This is a genomic window from Xenorhabdus mauleonii (assembly GCF_900113945.1).
In the GTDB taxonomy this organism is placed as follows: Bacteria; Pseudomonadota; Gammaproteobacteria; order Enterobacterales; family Enterobacteriaceae; genus Xenorhabdus; species Xenorhabdus mauleonii.
This window is the reverse complement of sequence record NZ_FORG01000025.1, coordinates 43,034-59,434: the sequence shown is the minus strand read 5'-3', so window position 1 is coordinate 59,434 and position 16,401 is coordinate 43,034. Positions and strand designations below refer to the sequence as shown.

Below are 16,401 nucleotides of genomic sequence, written 5' to 3'. Positions count from 1 at the left end.
GCCTATTGTCTGAAACCTAAAAAGCCATCACTGAATATCACCCATGCTGAAAAAACAGGACTTCAGGTGATGGCTTAAACCGATCTCAGGTTAATAAAGTCCCGCCTGCCCCGGCATTTTATCAAGGACACTGAAACCAAAAACATCACCTGCCCCCAATCTTGCACGCAGGGTTTTATCGGCATGACGCTGTTCAACGGCGCCTGTGCGAACCAAATATAGCCCTTTGCCGACAATATCTGTCTCCGGCAAGATTTCTCCCTGTACCAAGTAACTAATCTCTACTTGTCTGATAATCATATCCAGCAGTGATTCAGGCAGCTTGTCAAAAGGATCTCGTTTGACAAGGAATTCCCGCACATTAGGGATCAGTGATGTTTCCATTTCCGCTCCTTTCTCTATTTAACCGCATTATCCGCAGGCTTATTTGCCCGCCGAATTTACTGCGATCGGCCTCTTGAACAGAACCTTGCCCATTTGAAAGAAAACATAGCCCAAGATGCCCGCAGCGAAGAGGTAATAGATTGCCATCATATAAGTCGGTACGTTATGGGCGAGATAAACATACATAGAAATTGCAGCCAAAGTAATGAGCAATCCCATTGGTTTAACCATTGACCACGGTGTGATGTCTACCTGCTCGGTATAGACTTCTTGGTAAGACTCAGCCGGGAAGAAATGGCCGATGATCAGCATAAAAATGATATTTAAGGCAAAGAGGATACCAACCAAGTGGAAAAAATGAATATCGATTTTCAGGATGAAATTACAAATGATGTACGCCGACATTCCAAACAACAGCCCCAATTTTGCTGCGATCGCCGGAACACGTTTTGTCATCAACCCGATCAGTACCACACTCAGGATAGGCGCATTGAAAATCCCTTGTAGTTGCTGAATCAGGTAAAACAGGCCATCAGGAGCATTGGCAACAAGCGGGGCAATAATCATGGTTGCCAACGCCAGCCCAATCCCCAAGAACTTACCTACTGCCACAGTCTGTGCTTCGGTTGCATTCGGGTTAATGCGCGGTTTATAGATATTCACGGTAAACAGTGTCACGGAAGAATTCAGCCCGCCACTGAACGTTGAAAAAACTGCGCCGACAACCACGGCAGCAAAAAAGCCTACTAAAACTTTTGGCAGTACCAGTTGGACTAATGCCGGATAAGCATTGTCGGGATTATCCATTTGTCCACTGAAGATGTGGAATGCAATGATCCCCGGCAGAATAATGATGGACGGAATGATGAGTTTAAACAGGGCACACAACAGGACGCCTTTTTGCCCTTCCGCCAAGTTTTTGGCTCCCAGTGACTTTTGTACAATGGATTGGTTGGTACACCAGAAAAACATATTGGAGACAATCAGCCCCGTAAATAGCGTTGAAAATGGTACCAGTGAATCTTCGCTGCCAATGGAATTGAATTTCTCCGGATGGGCTTGATAAACATCACTCAGGCCTTTCCACGCATCGCCATCCCCGACATACAATAAAGCAAAAGCAGTGACCATCAAGCCACCAACAATCAAGCCAACGCCATTAATCGTATCTGCAACGGCTATGGCTTTGATCCCGCCGAAAATGGCATAAATTGCTCCAAGCCCACCAACACCCCAAACCATAATCCAAAGTGCGGTCGTTTTATCGACCTGAAAAACCTGTGAAACCTGAAATAAACTTTCCAGAGCAATAGCACCGGTATATAGCACAATAGGTAAGAGCGAAATAACATACATCGCCAAAAATAGAATGGATGTTATCAGTAAAGTATTTTTATCAAATCGGCGTTCAAGATATTCCGGGATCGTCGAAATACCCAATTTCAAATATTTAGGCAGGAAGTAAACAGCAAATAAGACTATTGTTAATGCCGCAATAACTTCCCAGGCCATAACAATAAACCCCGTTCTGAATGCCAAACCATTTAAGCCAACTAAATGTTCTGTGGACAGATTCATTAATAACATGGAGCTGCCGATATATATTCCAGTCAGGGAACGCCCGCCAAGGAAATAACCCTCGGTAGAATCACTTAGGTGTTTATTTCGTGTCTTGTAATAAGCAATCCCTGCCACCAATAGAGTAAAACCGATAAAAGAAAGAAAAGCTAACATGTAATCCTCCACCCTGATTAACGGTTTCAGGCAATAATGGGCTAACAGGAAAACTAATTTCTGAAAACCAATTCCTATTTACTGGTTTATAAAAACAGCCTTCCTATTCTTATTTGTGGAAATGACGAAACATTGATAAAAACTGTTTGCCATAGTTATGGTTGCCGGAACGGGCATGGTATTTTGATGAAATATACCGGTCATCTTTCAAAATGCAGCCAATGAAGCGACAATTTACAATCCTATGGATAGAGATGTTCCGGCTGTATTTTTCATAAAGACCGGTTATAAAAATTCGTTATGGTAATTTGTTATATACCAGTCGTCTTTCAAGTTGCCTCTTTGTTGGCCGGGCAAATTCGTTCCCGCCAAATTTGTTATTCTTTTGCCGCCACCAACTCGAAATCCATAGGTTATAGTTTTATTTCTTTACCTGAACGCAAAGATTCTAAAGCCTTATCTGCAAGGTAAAGTGCTTGTTCTCCATCAATGCCACCAGTTTCAGGAACAGCTCTGCCAGCCATGACATCGACAAAATGGTGCCATTCTGCAATATATGCTTCACGGTAACGTTGCAGGAAGAAGTGTTCTGGTTTCGCGGCAACGCAGCCATCCTCGCCCCAAAACTCAACGCTGTTTTCCTTGATATTACCGGCATTCAGCAAACCTTTTTCACCATGCAGCTCAAGGCGTTGATCATAGCCATAGCCTGAACGACGGCTGTTGGTAATGGTTGCCATTGCCCCCGATGGGAATTTCATGACAATAAACGCGGTATCAATATCTCCCGCCTGACCAATGACTGGGTCAACAAGGTTGCTTCCCTGGGCATAAATGGCACACGGCTCTTCACCAATAATAAAGCGAGCCATATCAAAATCATGAATGGTCATGTCCCTGAACATGCCGCCAGATACCCGAACATATTCAGCTGGAGGGGGGGAAGGATCACGGGAAGTAATGAGCAGAGACTCTGCTTTACCCACAGTACCGGCATTGAACAGGTTTTTCAGCCGACGAAATTGAGGATCGTAACGGCGGTTAAACCCGACAAAAAGAGGAACCTGATATTCTTCAACTGTCGCAAGACACTGGCGAACCCGCTCAAGATCAAGGTGAACCGGTTTTTCGCAGAAAATCATTTTGTTGTGTCGGGCGGCCAGCTCTATCAAATCCGCGTGGGTGTCTGTTGCTGATGCGATTAAAACAGCATGAACATGAGGATCTGCCATCGCTTCTTCGATGGTTTGTATTTTAGCCTGATATTTTTGTGCCAATGCTTCCGCATTTGCCTGATTGGGATCTACTACAGAATAAAGACACGTTTCTTTGTGGCCTGCTATGTTAACAGCGTGAACCTGCCCAATTCGCCCAGCGCCAAATAACGCAATATTGAACATGAATGCTCCTTGATACCTTGGTATCTGCTTTTGGTGTGGATAAAAATATAACAAACAAAATATTTATTTCAATTTTGTTTTATTTGAAAAATTTATTTTTTAGAGCCAGCTCATAGAACTACCATTTCGCAACCCTGCTTCCTGATCATTTTCTTTGTTACTTCAGATTGTTAGATTGCGGTACTTTTCGGGGCTTAATGCGGTAAGGAATAACGATCATGGAAAATAAAACCCGTGGCTAAATAAGCGGAATATGGGAAATTATTAACTTCCCCATATTCCGCTTAATTTATCCATAAAAAATGATTCCCGATGAATTTCGGGTTGCATCAAGGTAGCAAGGGGTTAATATTGGCGAACTTTTCCCTCAACATAGGTTTTGATTTTCTCCGCTGATGCAGTTATCGCCGGATTATCAGCGAGTTGTGCGGTTCCTATTCTCCACCACGATTCATAATCATGGGTCATCGTTTTCGGCAGGACTTTAATATCAATTAATGTGGCACATGATTGTGTCTTCGCATCCTGCAAAGCCGCTATCAATTGTTGCTCATTATGCACACGATAACTCTTGCAACCGTAGCTTTCTGCGTTCTTGGCGAAATCCACCCGCATCAATGCCCCATCCAAGCGCCCATTTTGTGGATTGCGATAACGGTTTTCTGTCGCGAAACTTCCCATCCCTTGGCTCATTTGTAAGTTATTGATGCAACCAAACCCGGCGTTATCGAACAGCAATACAGTAATCTTGATGTTTTCCTGAATGGCTGTTTGCAATTCACTGTTCAGCATCAGATAAGAGCCATCACCCACCATGGCATAAACCGGCTGTTCTGGGCAGGCAAGTTTTGCTCCCAATGATGCTGCAATTTCGTAGCCCATACAGGAATAACCATATTCAAGATGGTAAGTATCAGGTACCTTTGGCTGCCAAACACGCTGTAAATCTCCCGGCAGGGAACCTGCCGATCCAACAATGATAGCATCCGGCTCCAAGCATTGATCCATCAAGCCGAGTACTCGTGTTTGCGTTAAATCAGTCTGTAATACTTCGCTGTACTCCGCTAATGTATCATCGCAATGCCCCGCAATTTCGGGCCGGAAACCGGGCTGGTATTGAATAGAAAACAAGCGTTGTAATTCCTGCTGCCAAGCGGCTTTGGCCTCGGCAATTTCTTCCCGCCATCCCGAATGCCATGCCGTTTTTGCCAGCCCATCCGCAATGGCATTCAACCCTTCACGGGCATCCGCCAATACGCCCACTGCATCCAATTTACAAGCGTCAAATTCCGCGACATTAATGGTAAGAAATTCAACTTCTGAATGCTGAAACAACGATTTTGAGGCAGTTGTAAAATCTGAGAAGCGTGTCCCGACACCGATAATCAAGTCAGCCTCTTTTGCCAAAAGATTGGCAGCCAAACAGCCTGTTGTGCCAATGCCACCGCAATTCAGTGGATGTGCCGCCACAATCGCACTTTTTCCTGCCTGTGTTTCTGCAAATGGAATATTAAATGTTTCAGCAAACTGGCGAAAAGCGTCGTGGGCACCGGAATAACGCACGCCACCGCCACAGATCAGCAACGGTTTTTTCTTGCGTTGAAGAAGTGCCAGCGCATCTTGGATACGGGATTGGGAAGCTGGGCGGCGTTCAATTTGGTGAACCCGTTTCTGGAAAAAGTAGTCCGGATAATCCCAAACTTCCCCCTGTACATCTTGTGGAAGGCAAATAGTCACCGCACCAGTGTCAGCGGGATCGGTCAGTACCCGCATGGCATGGATCATCGCTGCCATCAGTTGCTCTGGTCTGGATATTCGATCCCAGTAACGGGATACCGGTCGAAAGCAATCGTTAGTGCTAATAGTGCCGTCGCCATATTGTTCCACTTGCTGTAAAACCGGATCAGGTTGGCGACATGCAAACGTATCTCCCGGCAGCAATAATAATGGGATCCGGTTAGCGGTTGCTGTGGCGGCGGCCGTAACCATGTTAGCCGCGCCCGGCCCTACCGAAGAAGTGACAGCGAATATTTGTTGGCGCTTTTTCTGTTTGGCAAACCCTGTCGCAATGTGTGCCATTCCTTGTTCATTACAGCCCTGATAAATGCGCAAATGACCCGGTTCCTGCTCTAATGCCTGCCCCAGCCCAACGACATTACCGTGACCAAATATCGTGAATACCCCTTGAATAAAGGGATATTCTTTTTCATCCACATGAATATATTGCTGGTTGAGGAATTTGACCAACGCCTGAGCCATTGTCATTTTTTGCGTATGCATTGATGTATTCGTCATGGCAATCATTACTCCATTGTTGGCATCACGAAATGGCTATCATGGTGTTCCAGACGTACGCTGGCAGGCCAACGGCTGGTTACTGTTTTCATGCGGGTGTAAAAGCGCACGCCATCATTGCCGTGAGTATTGAGTGGCCCGAAAATGGAACGTTTCCAGCCGCCAAAGCTGTGAAATGCCATTGGCACAGGAATGGGAATATTAATGCCCACCATGCCAGCCTGAACATCCTCACTGAATTGACGGGCTGTTTCACCGTCACGGGTGAAAATGGCCGCCCCATTGCCATATTCATGTTGATTGATCAAGGTTAGGGCGGTGTCATAATCCGGTACCCGAACAATGACAAGTACCGGGCCAAAAATCTCTTCTTTATAGATTTTCATGTCCGGCGTCACATAATCAAATAACGTCGGCCCCACGAAATAGCCATTTTCACAATCAGGCACCTGATATCCGCGCCCGTCAACCAGCAGCGTTGCCCCCTGCTCGACACCACTGCGAATATAATCACAAATTTTTGCTTTGTGCTGTTCAGTAATTACCGGCCCCATATCATTTTCTTTGCCTTCGGTAATGCCTGCGCCCACCGACATATGGGCAATTTGTTGCTGGAGTTTGCCTACTAATTCATCCGCTATTTCATCCCCAACAGCCAGAACAACAGACAAAGCCATACAGCGTTCCCCTGCTGCACCGAAAGCGGCCCCTATGATGGCATTTGCAGCCATGTCCATATCCGCATCCGGCATCAAAATACTGTGGTTCTTCGCGCCGCCCAATGCCTGACAACGTTTTCCGTGTGCCGAGGCAGTGGTATAAACATATTCCGCAATCGGTGTTGAACCGACAAAACTGACGGCCTGAACATGGGCGTCAGTCAGTAACACATCAACGGCTTCTTTATCTCCCTGCACAACATTAAATACCCCATCCGGCAAGCCTGCCTGTTGCAATAATTTCGCCAGTTCAATGGAAAGGGAGGGATCTTTTTCAGATGGTTTCAGAACAAAAGTATTCCCTGTGGCTAACGCTATCGGAAACATCCACATTGAAACCATCGCAGGAAAGTTAAATGGGGTGATACCAACACAAACCCCCAAGGGTTGCATCAGTGAATGGCTGTCAACGCCCGTGCCTACATTCGCTGAATGCTCTCCTTTTTGCAGGTGAGGAATGCCGCACGCAAATTCCACAACTTCCAGGCCACGGGTCAATTCCCCAACCGCATCAGAATAAATTTTCCCGTGTTCTTCTGAAATCAGGCGTGCCAGCCTGTCGCGGTTTTCTTCAATCAATGACTTGAATTTAAACATAATTCTGGCACGTTTTAGCGGGGAATTTTTTGACCATTTGTGAAAGGCCAGATGGGCAGATTCAATAGCTTGTTTCGTCTCATCAGCCGTACTTAAGGCAACCTGCCGGATCTTTTGCCCCGTAGCCGGATTGAAGATAGGTGAAGTACGATTACTTTTACTATCAATGAGTTGACCGCCAATAAAATTTTTAACCTGTTCCATTCTGAGCCTCTCTAAATACGATGACGATTAAGATCACTAAGATTTGAATCATGATGGCTACAGATATATGAAATATATATTTCATTTTCAATAAAAATTGAAACGCACTTTAATTAATGTGATCAACACGCTATTTTTACGCAATTACATTCATTACACCGTGGCAACTTGTGAGTATCTCCGCTGGTATCAAGCATAATTGCCTGATGGAGATGAATTATCTATTTCATTACAATTTTTTATTGGGGGGATTATGTCTACAGCATCTAACCTGAATGAACTGCAAGACCAAGTACGCTCACGTTATGGTGAGTTGAGTAAAAGATTACAACAAGTTGCAAGATATGTACTGGATAATACAAACAGTGTTGCATTCGACACTGTTGCCGTTATCGCCAAAGAAGCCGATGTCCCTCCTTCCACTTTAATCCGTTTTGCCAATGCCTTTAATTTTAGTGGGTTCAATGAAATGAAACAGCTGTTTCGCATGAATCTGGTGGAGGAAACAGCCAGCTATACCGATCGGGCTAGGCTGTTCAAAGAGTTGGACAAAGACCATTATATTCCGGAAGAGCCGCTGCATATTTTGCAGGAATTTGCCCATTCCAATGCTCAAGCGATGCAACAACTTGCTGCCCGCGCTTCAGCGGAAGATCTAAATGCGGCCGTCAATCTGCTGGCAACTGCACGCAACGTTTACATTATTGGACTGCGCCGCTCTTTTAGTGTGGCGTCATATTTTGCTTATGCTCTCAGTCACTTGGAATGCCGTCCTATGCTAATTGATGGTTTAGGGGGGATGTTCCGTGAGCAAATGAACATGATTGGTTCAAATGATGTCGTGGTTTCGATCAGTTTTACACCGTATGCAGAAGAAACGGTGATGGTGAGCGAGAGGGCAGCCAAGGCCGGTGCGAAACAAATCGTGATTACCGATAGCCAAATTAGTCCGTTGGCAAGTTTCAGTGATGTCTGTTTTGTGGTGAAAGAAGCACAAGTTGATGCATTTCGTTCTCAATCTGCAACCTTGTGTCTGGTGCAATCATTGGCAGTAGCGCTGGCATATCGGCAGGGAGAATAAAAACACACAATGCGTGGCAGTTAATTTAGTAACTGTCACGCCAGAATATTTTGCTATCAAGCAGAATTATTGCCGCCAGTGGCCTATCAGGGTTATTCAAAATCCTTAAAAGACGGGCCTTGGAAATAAACGGCTTTAATGTGGCAACTACGGGGTTGGGTAATAACAAACTTTAAGGTTTCCCACACTGAGCGGGCATTGAGCATTTGCTCCCCCATTTTTTGATTCTCATCCAATACTTCATCAAATCCGTTGGTTTGAAAATCAGGCGGATACAGACCTGTTACACGAATATTTTCTTTGCTCAAATGATGGGCCAAGTTCTGGCTAAAACCACTCATGGCATGCTTGGCAGCAAAGAAAGCCGGATGAGCGACAGAGTCATTAAATTGGGGAACTCCACAATTTGAGACCATTGCAACGATATCCGCTCCCCGTGATTGGCGCAGGCTCGGCAATAATGCTTTGGTCAGCAAGATAGAGCCGGTTATGCCTGAGTTGACGGTACTGACGATATCAGCATCACTGTCATTTTCCCCCAAATATCCTTCCAGCCACTGGGCCGCACTCAAGATCAAGATATCGATAGGCTGCTTGTCTTGCAGCAATTGATTGGCAAACTGACTAACCGATTGAGCATCATTCATATCACATTGATACCCCCGCGCCCTGCCACCTTCACGGTGAATAATTTCACATGTCGCTTCAGCACTGGATAATTGACGGGCACAAAGATCAACATGTGCGCCTTCACGCGCCAGCCAAACAGAAACCGCCTGCCCAAAATCTCGACCGCCACCCGTTACCACAACACGTTTACCTTTCAACTTGCTAAATTCATTGACTTTATTAAACATTATTTTGGCTTTCCTTATATCAGTGACAAAGCTGGATGAGGAATTTTTCTCTATCGGAAGAGAAGCCATCCTACTTAGAAATTTCTATTCTTTTTAGCTTATTGTGTCACTGTTACCGCATTGTAATTTATTCAATAATTAAATAATTTCCACTCCTTTATTTATATTAAAAATAGCATTGCACGCCAATTAATATTCATTATATGAATAAATAATATAAATTAATTCATGGTATAAATGATATATTAAGAAACACGGGTGATAACTAATCGATAACATTGCTATTCCATTAGTTTAAATAGCAAAAGATCTATGACAGTTTCTGTGCATCCTATAAATTAAAATACTTTAATTTTTTTACTAAAAATAAAGCCTAATGCGGGTTATTTTCATTCAGCTAATGTCAATAAATACAAAAAAACCACCGCAATATACTGCATAATATCTATATGCAATTCATTCCGGCGGTCTTTATTGTGTTATTTGAACAATGAGCTAATTAACACATTAATAAAACCATCAAGTTACAGTTCACTTTCTTCATCTAAGTCTTCTTGAGAATGGCTGCCAATAGCTATAAATTCATCCAATAGCTTCAAAAGTTGGTCTAATTTTTCTGGAGAAAAAGCCTCCTCAATTGCCCTGTAACCCTCTTCGACCTCCCCTTTTGCCTGTTCGTAAAGTTCTTGGCCTGTTGGTGTCAAAGATACATACAGCTTACGCTGATCATTCATGGGCTTAAGGCGGAATATAAGACCGTCGCGCTCCATGCGTGTCAAAATACCAGTCAAACTTGGACGCAAAATACAGGTAAGACAAGCCAGGTCGTGAAAATCAATCGAACGACTGCTCGCCAGTACACGAATAATACGCCATTGCTGTTCTGTTAAATTATAGCTCTTCAAAATAGGGCGGAAAAAACCCATTGCGGTTTCCCGCGCTTGAAGTAATGCAATTGTCAGGGATTCATGCATAAGTAAAAGTGACTCTTTAGTTAATTACCAGTCATTCTCTATAAGTTTAACGCACGCGCTACTTATTATAGACAACATAAACATCAAAAAGACTAACACGCTCATATTTATCCACAAAGGGAAAAGACTTCAACATTAACAAATAAATAAAATCATCGGGTAAAAAAAAGTTAAAAAAAGGTTAAATTCAAGGCCAAATGACCTTGAGTTAAATATAACAGCTTGATCTTTACTTGGTAAAAACAATCACAAACTGCGTGTTGTTACATAGATCACAATTAAAATTAACAATCAAATTAACATATTGAAGATTGCCGATTTATGATTTATTAATATGTTAACAAACAGTCTTGTGATACGTCGTACAGATATCAGGGAGTTATCAATGAAAGGTACTGTTTTTGCCGTAGCCCTCAATCATAACAGCCAGCTCGATTTCTGGCATGAGGCATTTCACGAAGCACCTTATAAGACCCCACCAAAAACTCCAATTTGGTTTATCAAACCACGCAATACCGTGATCGGTTCCGGAGATGTGATCCCTCATCCCATTGGTGAAACGGTACAAAGCGGTGCAACTCTGGCACTTTTCGTTGGCAAAACTTCACGCAAAATATCTGTGCAAGATGCCAATCAGTATATTGCCGGCTATGCATTGGCAAATGAAGTCAGCTTACCAGAAACATCATTTTACCGTCCGGCCATTAAAGCAAAATGTCGGGATGGTTTTTGCCCGATAGGTCAAATGATCAAAACCAGCTCGGTAGAATCACTTGATATCGTGACTGAGATCAATGGCTATGAAGTCGATCGCTGGTCAACCCGTGATCTTGTCCGTTCCGCACCGGAATTATTATCCGCATTGAGTGAGTTCGCTACCTTGAAAGCCGGCGATATCATTTTACTGGGCACCCCTCATCAACGCGTGACACTCCGCCCAACCGATAAGCTAACTGTTAAGGCTAAGGGTTTTCCCAATCTGGACAACATTGTTGTGTTAGCAGGAGGCCAGTCATGAAGCAGGCAAAGATTCATTATCAAGGCCAAGATTTGGACGTCACCATTGATGAGCAGGAAAATGTCATTCTGCCTGACGGAAGTACAATACACGGTGAACAGGTTGTATGGCTTCCCCCAGCCAACGGAACCCTGTTCGCGTTAGGGCTAAATTATGCCGACCACGCTACGGAGCTGGAATTCAAGCCGCCGGAAGAGCCTCTGGTGTTCATCAAGGCCACCAATAGCTTAACAGGCCATCGTCAGGTTTCCGTTCGTCCCGATAATGTGGAATACATGCATTATGAAGCAGAGCTGGTTGTCGTTATCGGCAAGCCCGCTTACAAAGTTTCCAAAGAAAATGCCATGGATTATGTTGCCGGTTATACCGTATGCAATGACTATGCTATCCGCGATTATCTGGAGAATTATTACCGACCCAATTTACGTGTAAAAAGCCGCGATACCCTGACTCCCATAGGCCCGTGGATCGTCGACAAAAACCAGATCCCCGATCCCCATGATCTTTGCTTGAAAACATGGGTGAATGGCGAACTTCGCCAGCAGGGTACAACTGCCGATTTGATCTTTGATATTCCTTTCCTGATAGCCTACCTCAGTGATTTTATGACGCTCCAGCCGGGAGATATGATCGCCACAGGCACGCCCAAAGGGCTGTCCGATGTTGTGCCGGGAGATGAAGTTATTGTGGAAGTTGAAGGTGTGGGGCGTTTGGTCAATCACATTGTCAGCCAGCAAGAATATGAGGAGAGTTTGTCATGAATACCATCAATCATTGGATAAACGGCAAAAACGTCGCCAGCAAAGACTATTTCGATACCATTAATCCCGCGACCGGCGAAGTGCTGGCCAGCGTTGCCTCTGGTGGGCAAGAAGAGATAGATCAAGCGGTCGCCGCCGCCAAAGACGCTTTTCCCAAATGGGCAAATACACCAATGAAGGAACGTGCGCGCTTGATGCGCCGTCTGGGGGAATTGATTGACCAAAATGTTCCTGATATTTCTGCGATGGAAACCAAGGATACCGGCCTGCCCATCCACCAGACACGAAATGTATTGATTCCCCGAGCTTCCCAGAACTTTGATTTTTTCGCTGAAGTTTGCCAGCAGATGAACGGGCGTACTTATCCCGTCGATGACAAGATGCTCAACTATACGTTGATCCAGCCGGTCGGGGTTTGTGCGCTTATCTCCCCTTGGAACGTGCCGTTCATGACCGCAACATGGAAAGTCGCTCCTTGTCTGGCACTGGGAAATACCGCCGTCCTGAAAATGTCTGAACTTTCGCCATTGAGCGCCAATCGCTTGGGAGAACTGGCGCTGGAAGCAGGTATTCCGGCCGGGGTACTGAATGTGGTGCAAGGGTATGGCAACACCGCAGGCGACGCACTGGTGAAACATCATGATGTGCGTGCCATCTCCTTTACGGGGGGAACGGCAACCGGCCGCCTGATTATGCAAAATGCCGGGCTGAAAAAATATTCTATGGAATTGGGTGGAAAATCCCCTGTCCTTATCTTTGAAGATGCGGATATCGAACGTGCTCTGGATGCCGCCTTGTTCACTATTTTCTCCCTCAATGGCGAACGCTGTACCGCAGGTTCCCGTATTTTCATTCAAGAAAGCATCTATCCCGAATTCGTCAAACGTTTTGCAGAGCGCGCCAATCGCCTGCGTGTCGGCGATCCACAAGATCCCAATACGCAGGTCGGTAGCCTTATCACTCGCCAGCACTGGGAAAAAGTCTCCAACTATATTCGCCTGGGGATCGAAGAAGGCGCAACGCTGCTGGCAGGTGGCCCCGATAAACCAGCCGATTTACCAGATCATTTAAAGAACGGCAATTTCTTGCGCCCTACTGTCTTGGCTGATGTGGGTAACCGCATGCGCGTAGCACAGGAAGAGATTTTCGGCCCTGTCGCCTGCCTGCTGCCATTCAAGAGTGAAGAAGACGGATTGCGAATGGCAAATGATGTGGAATATGGCCTTGCCTCCTATATCTGGACACAAGATGTCAGCAAGGTCCTGCGGTTGGCCCGTGGCATTGAAGCGGGCATGGTATTCGTCAACTCACAGAATGTCCGTGACCTGCGTCAGCCATTCGGTGGCATAAAAGCCTCCGGTGTTGGGCGCGAAGGTGGGGAATACAGCTTTGAAGTCTTTGCCGAAGTGAAGAATGTTTGCATTTCAATGGGAGAGCATCCTATTCCTCGTTGGGGAATTTAACTAATCAAAGTTCATCAGGAATACGGGCAATCTCAGCGTTAACCACCGTTCTCGACCCTGATATCAAGTGAGGATTTATGGGAAAGTTAGCGTTAGCAGCAAAAATTACTCATGTACCTTCTATGTATTTGTCTGAATTGCCCGGCAAGCATCATGGCTGCCGGCAAGGCGCAATTGACGGGCACAAAGAAATAAGCCGCCGTTGTCGTGAAATGGGCGTCGATACCATTATCGTGTTTGATACCCATTGGTTGGTTAACAGCGCTTACCACATTAACTGTTCCGACCATTTTTCCGGTATCTATACCAGCAATGAATTACCGCATTTCATCCGCGATATGACCTATGAATACGACGGCAACCCTGAACTGGGCAGAATGATTGCGGAAGAAGCCCGCCAGATGGGTGTTCGCGCTCAATCCCATGAAATCCCCAGCCTGACACTGGAATACGGCACGCTGGTTCCAATGCGCTACATGAACAGCGACCGCCATTTCAAGGTAATTTCGATTTCCGCCTTTTGTACTGTTCATGCTTTTGAAGATAGCCGCAAATTGGGTCAGGCGATTCTACGCGCCATTGAGAAATACGATGGTACCGTTGCCGTGCTGGCAAGCGGGTCGCTTTCACACAGTTTTATTGACGATCAGCGCGCCGAAGAAGGCATGAACAGCTATACCCGTGAATTTGATGAGCAAATGGATCGCCGGGTTGTACAGCTTTGGAAAGAAGGCAAGTTCAAAGAATTCTGCAAGATGCTGCCGGAATATGCGCAATATTGTCGGGGTGAAGGCAATATGCACGACACGGTCATGCTGCTCGGCCTGCTCGGCTGGGATAACTATGACGGTAAGGTGGAATTTTTGACGGAATTGTTTGCCAGTTCAGGCACCGGACAGGTTAATGCTGTTTTCCCGTTGCCAGACTATACTGCAAATGAACATCGCCCTTAACCCGCTTTTGACAGGAATAAACCATGCCACATTTTTATGCTGAATGTACTGAAAATATACGTGAAGTTGCAAAACTGCCGGCGTTGTTTGCCAAAGTAAATCAAGCGCTGACAGATACCGGAATTTTCCCAGTGGGCGGTATCCGCAGTCGTGCCATTTGGTTAGATACATGGCAAATGGCAGATGGCAAGCAAGACTATGCGTTTGTTCACATGACACTGAAAATTGGTGCCGGGCGCAGTCTTGAAGATCAGCAAAAAGTTGGGGAGATGTTATTCGCCTTAATTAAGGCGCATTTTGCGGATTTAATGGCACAGCGGTATCTTGGTCTATCCTTCAGCATGGAAGAACTCGATCCTGTGCTTAATTATAAATCCAATAACGTTCATAGCCTGTTTAAAGCAAAAGAACCGCAATAATAGGTGGCATAATTTGGCACACTAAAGTTCATTTTTTTGTAAGTTAAAGAGGAAACCATGACAAATCATCTGAAGACATCATTGCTGCGCCAACAGGCTTATATCAATGGTCAATGGGTTGATGCCGAGAGCAAAGCTACCTTTGAAGTGACCAATCCGGCCAATGGTGAAGTGATTGCCAATGTCAGTGATATGGGTGCCAAAGAGACTCAATGTGCCATTGACGCTGCCCAACATGCCCTGCCTGCTTGGCGGGCACTGACTGCAAGAAAACGCAGCCAAAAACTCATGCAGTGGTTCCACTTGATTATGGAAAACCAAAGTGCTTTGGCCACCATTTTAAGTGCAGAGCAAGGTAAATCCCATGCAGAAGCGATGGGGGAAATTGCTTACGGAGCCAACTTTATTGAGTGGTTTGCAGAAGAAGGCAAGCGTATCTATGGTGAAACACTGCCTTCTCCGATGCCGGGTCGCCGCCTTTCCACCATCAAACAACCGATTGGTGTTGTGGCTGCAATTACTCCGTGGAATTTTCCCAATGCAATGATCACCCGTAAAGTTGGCCCGGCGCTGGCTGCGGGTTGTACGGTTGTACTGAAACCTGCTGCGGAGACACCGCTTTCTGCCTTGGCACTGACGGCATTGGCAGAACAAGCCGGTATTCCTGCTGGTGTTTTGAATATCGTGACAGGAATGGATGCCAAAGCAATTGGCGGCGTAATGACGGCAAGCCCCATTGTACGCAAACTTTCGTTTACCGGTTCTACCCGCGTTGGCAAGTTATTGATGGCACAAAGTGCCGATACAGTAAAAAAACTTTCCCTCGAATTGGGTGGCAACGCACCTTTCATTGTGTTTGACGATGCCGATATTGATGCCGCAGTCGCAGGGGCAATGGCCGCTAAGTTCCGCAACAGTGGGCAAACCTGTGTTTGCGCCAACCGTATTCTGGTTCAGGAAGGTATTTACGACGCATTTGCCGAGCGTTTGGCAAACGCAGTGAAACAGCTTCACGTTGGCCCAGCCAGTGACAGAGCTTCACAGCAGGGGCCACTGATCAATCAGGCCGCAGTAGATAAAATACAAGCACACATCAGCGACGCTGTTTCCAACGGCGCCCGCATCCTGACGGGCGGAAAGTCTCATTCGCTGGGAGGGCTGTTCTTTGAGCCGACCGTGTTGGTAAATGTCACCGAAACGATGCAAGTCGCTCATGAGGAAACATTCGGCCCATTAGCGCCGTTGTTTAAATTCCGTGATGAAGATGAAGCCATCCGCATTGCCAACGACACTGAATTTGGTCTGGCCGCCTATTTCTACTCTCGTGACATTAGCCGGATTTACCGTGTGGCAGAAGCGCTGGAAAGCGGTATGGTAGGTATCAATGAAGGCTTAATTTCTAACGAAGTCGCACCATTTGGCGGTATAAAACAATCCGGGCTGGGACGCGAAGGTTCGCGTTACGGCATCGAAGATTACCTGGAAGTGAAATACCTCTGTATTGGCGGATTAGACACGATTGATTGATCAAACAATTTGGAT

At 45.7% G+C, this 16,401-nt stretch carries 14 protein-coding genes; 7 read left to right on the top strand and 7 right to left on the bottom strand.

Features of this window, described 5'->3' with window-relative positions:
• Positions 1 to 90 precede the first annotated feature (90 nt).
• From BM100_RS18210 to BM100_RS18190, 5 genes are all read right to left on the bottom strand, one after another.
• Entirely contained in the window at positions 91 to 384 is a 294-nt protein-coding gene (locus BM100_RS18210) for a cyclic nucleotide-binding domain-containing protein (protein ID WP_092513555.1), read from the bottom strand.
• A 39-nt stretch (positions 385 to 423) separates the two neighbouring features.
• Positions 424 to 2,118: a solute:sodium symporter family transporter gene (locus BM100_RS18205; protein ID WP_092513553.1), complete on the bottom strand. Its 1,695-nt coding sequence runs from the start codon at positions 2,116 to 2,118 to the stop codon at positions 424 to 426.
• Between the two features lie 413 nt (positions 2,119 to 2,531).
• Entirely contained in the window at positions 2,532 to 3,518 is a 987-nt protein-coding gene (iolG, locus tag BM100_RS18200; RefSeq protein ID WP_092513551.1) for an inositol 2-dehydrogenase, read from the bottom strand.
• 345 nt (positions 3,519 to 3,863) lie between these two features.
• Positions 3,864 to 5,798 carry a 3D-(3,5/4)-trihydroxycyclohexane-1,2-dione acylhydrolase (decyclizing) gene (gene iolD / locus BM100_RS18195; protein WP_211284518.1) on the bottom strand — a complete coding sequence of 645 codons (1,935 nt, stop codon included), beginning with the start codon at positions 5,796 to 5,798 and terminating at the stop codon, positions 3,864 to 3,866.
• Between the two features lie 23 nt (positions 5,799 to 5,821).
• A complete protein-coding gene (locus BM100_RS18190) occupies positions 5,822 to 7,333 on the bottom strand; it encodes a CoA-acylating methylmalonate-semialdehyde dehydrogenase (protein ID WP_092513549.1) in 1,512 nt (503 codons plus the stop codon).
• Positions 7,334 to 7,586: 253 nt separating this feature from the next.
• On the opposite strand from BM100_RS18190, the gene BM100_RS18185 reads away from it, so the two are divergent.
• Positions 7,587 to 8,414: a MurR/RpiR family transcriptional regulator gene (locus BM100_RS18185; protein ID WP_092513565.1), complete on the top strand. Its 828-nt coding sequence runs from the start codon at positions 7,587 to 7,589 to the stop codon at positions 8,412 to 8,414.
• Between the two features lie 92 nt (positions 8,415 to 8,506).
• Here the strand turns inward: BM100_RS18185 and BM100_RS18180 are convergent, their stop codons facing one another.
• Both BM100_RS18180 and hpaR read right to left on the bottom strand, forming a co-directional pair.
• Entirely contained in the window at positions 8,507 to 9,271 is a 765-nt protein-coding gene (locus BM100_RS18180; protein WP_092513547.1) for an SDR family oxidoreductase, read from the bottom strand.
• Positions 9,272 to 9,795: 524 nt separating this feature from the next.
• Positions 9,796 to 10,245, bottom strand: coding sequence for a homoprotocatechuate degradation operon regulator HpaR (gene hpaR / locus BM100_RS18175; RefSeq protein ID WP_092513545.1), 450 nt, complete (start codon positions 10,243 to 10,245; stop codon positions 9,796 to 9,798).
• A gap of 385 nt (positions 10,246 to 10,630) precedes the next feature.
• Between hpaR and BM100_RS18170 the strand changes: the two genes are divergently transcribed.
• From BM100_RS18170 to BM100_RS18145, 6 genes are all read left to right on the top strand, one after another.
• Positions 10,631 to 11,263, top strand: a complete 633-nt coding sequence (locus BM100_RS18170) for a fumarylacetoacetate hydrolase family protein (protein WP_092513543.1) — start codon at positions 10,631 to 10,633, stop codon at positions 11,261 to 11,263.
• Positions 11,260 to 12,024 (top strand): fumarylacetoacetate hydrolase family protein, encoded by a 765-nt coding sequence (locus BM100_RS18165; protein WP_092513541.1) that lies wholly within the window; start codon positions 11,260 to 11,262, stop codon positions 12,022 to 12,024. Before BM100_RS18170 ends, BM100_RS18165 begins: the two co-directional genes overlap by 4 nt.
• Positions 12,021 to 13,487 carry a 5-carboxymethyl-2-hydroxymuconate semialdehyde dehydrogenase gene (hpaE, locus tag BM100_RS18160; protein ID WP_092513539.1) on the top strand — a complete coding sequence of 489 codons (1,467 nt, stop codon included), beginning with the start codon at positions 12,021 to 12,023 and terminating at the stop codon, positions 13,485 to 13,487. Before BM100_RS18165 ends, hpaE begins: the two co-directional genes overlap by 4 nt.
• Positions 13,488 to 13,564: 77 nt before the next feature.
• Positions 13,565 to 14,440, top strand: a complete 876-nt coding sequence (hpaD, locus tag BM100_RS18155) for a 3,4-dihydroxyphenylacetate 2,3-dioxygenase (protein WP_092513537.1) — start codon at positions 13,565 to 13,567, stop codon at positions 14,438 to 14,440.
• A 23-nt stretch (positions 14,441 to 14,463) separates the two neighbouring features.
• Positions 14,464 to 14,859, top strand: coding sequence for a 5-carboxymethyl-2-hydroxymuconate Delta-isomerase (locus BM100_RS18150; RefSeq protein WP_092513535.1), 396 nt, complete (start codon positions 14,464 to 14,466; stop codon positions 14,857 to 14,859).
• A gap of 57 nt (positions 14,860 to 14,916) precedes the next feature.
• Positions 14,917 to 16,386 carry an NAD-dependent succinate-semialdehyde dehydrogenase gene (locus tag BM100_RS18145; RefSeq protein ID WP_092513533.1) on the top strand — a complete coding sequence of 490 codons (1,470 nt, stop codon included), beginning with the start codon at positions 14,917 to 14,919 and terminating at the stop codon, positions 16,384 to 16,386.
• Positions 16,387 to 16,401 lie beyond the last annotated feature (15 nt).

Coding starts and splice junctions, on each gene's coding strand:
- BM100_RS18210 (WP_092513555.1), bottom strand. CDS start 384: ATGGAAACATCACTGATCCCTAATGTGCGGGAATTCCTTGTCAAACGA.
- BM100_RS18205 (WP_092513553.1), bottom strand. CDS start 2,118: ATGTTAGCTTTTCTTTCTTTTATCGGTTTTACTCTATTGGTGGCAGGG.
- iolG (WP_092513551.1), bottom strand. CDS start 3,518: ATGTTCAATATTGCGTTATTTGGCGCTGGGCGAATTGGGCAGGTTCAC.
- iolD (WP_211284518.1), bottom strand. CDS start 5,798: ATGCATACGCAAAAAATGACAATGGCTCAGGCGTTGGTCAAATTCCTC.
- BM100_RS18190 (WP_092513549.1), bottom strand. CDS start 7,333: ATGGAACAGGTTAAAAATTTTATTGGCGGTCAACTCATTGATAGTAAA.
- BM100_RS18185 (WP_092513565.1), top strand. CDS start 7,587: ATGTCTACAGCATCTAACCTGAATGAACTGCAAGACCAAGTACGCTCA.
- BM100_RS18180 (WP_092513547.1), bottom strand. CDS start 9,271: ATGTTTAATAAAGTCAATGAATTTAGCAAGTTGAAAGGTAAACGTGTT.
- hpaR (WP_092513545.1), bottom strand. CDS start 10,245: ATGCATGAATCCCTGACAATTGCATTACTTCAAGCGCGGGAAACCGCA.
- BM100_RS18170 (WP_092513543.1), top strand. CDS start 10,631: ATGAAAGGTACTGTTTTTGCCGTAGCCCTCAATCATAACAGCCAGCTC.
- BM100_RS18165 (WP_092513541.1), top strand. CDS start 11,260: ATGAAGCAGGCAAAGATTCATTATCAAGGCCAAGATTTGGACGTCACC.
- hpaE (WP_092513539.1), top strand. CDS start 12,021: ATGAATACCATCAATCATTGGATAAACGGCAAAAACGTCGCCAGCAAA.
- hpaD (WP_092513537.1), top strand. CDS start 13,565: ATGGGAAAGTTAGCGTTAGCAGCAAAAATTACTCATGTACCTTCTATG.
- BM100_RS18150 (WP_092513535.1), top strand. CDS start 14,464: ATGCCACATTTTTATGCTGAATGTACTGAAAATATACGTGAAGTTGCA.
- BM100_RS18145 (WP_092513533.1), top strand. CDS start 14,917: ATGACAAATCATCTGAAGACATCATTGCTGCGCCAACAGGCTTATATC.